The sequence below is a fragment of the Lelliottia sp. GFLA7 genome (assembly GCF_056490165.1).
Genome location: NZ_JBWLAQ010000071.1, coordinates 1 through 457, shown reverse-complemented (window position 1 = coordinate 457; position 457 = coordinate 1). Strand labels below are relative to the sequence as shown.

Annotated in this window: 1 protein-coding gene; it reads right to left on the bottom strand. The window is 43.1% G+C overall.

From position 1 onward, the window contains the following. Positions 1–457, bottom strand: a 457-nt coding sequence (locus AC07RN_RS21195; RefSeq protein ID WP_478337250.1) for a hypothetical protein, incomplete at both ends; no start/stop codon positions are given.

Below are 457 nucleotides of genomic sequence, written 5' to 3'. Positions count from 1 at the left end.
CCTCATGCCCTGTGACGCCAAGCCTGAAGTAGTCGATTGCCAACTCGGAAAATTTATTTGCCCGTATGGAAAATTTGTTAATCATTACGTTCCACTCTTCATTTTCAGACTCTTGTGGCTGCATGAAAATGTGATTGGCCAAATAGTCCAGCGTCAGTCCATTACTGAAGCCACGAAAATAGCAGATACCCAAAAATATCACTGTTGGTATGTAAGCCCTGTATAGGCTTTCCGGCAGTGAGTTCTGCTTGGGCATGATCTCGACCAGGGCCTGTAGCGTCTTCTTTATGATCCTTATGTTTTTTATTTTGTGCTCTGCGAAAACCTCTTTCGCTATAGCGATCAAAGGAGTATTGAGACCGTCCGCTGCTATTTTAAAGCTATCTTCCGGTGACGGATTCAAGGCGATTTCTTTATCAATTATTTTTTCATGAAGGCCTTGCCATAGCTGCTTATC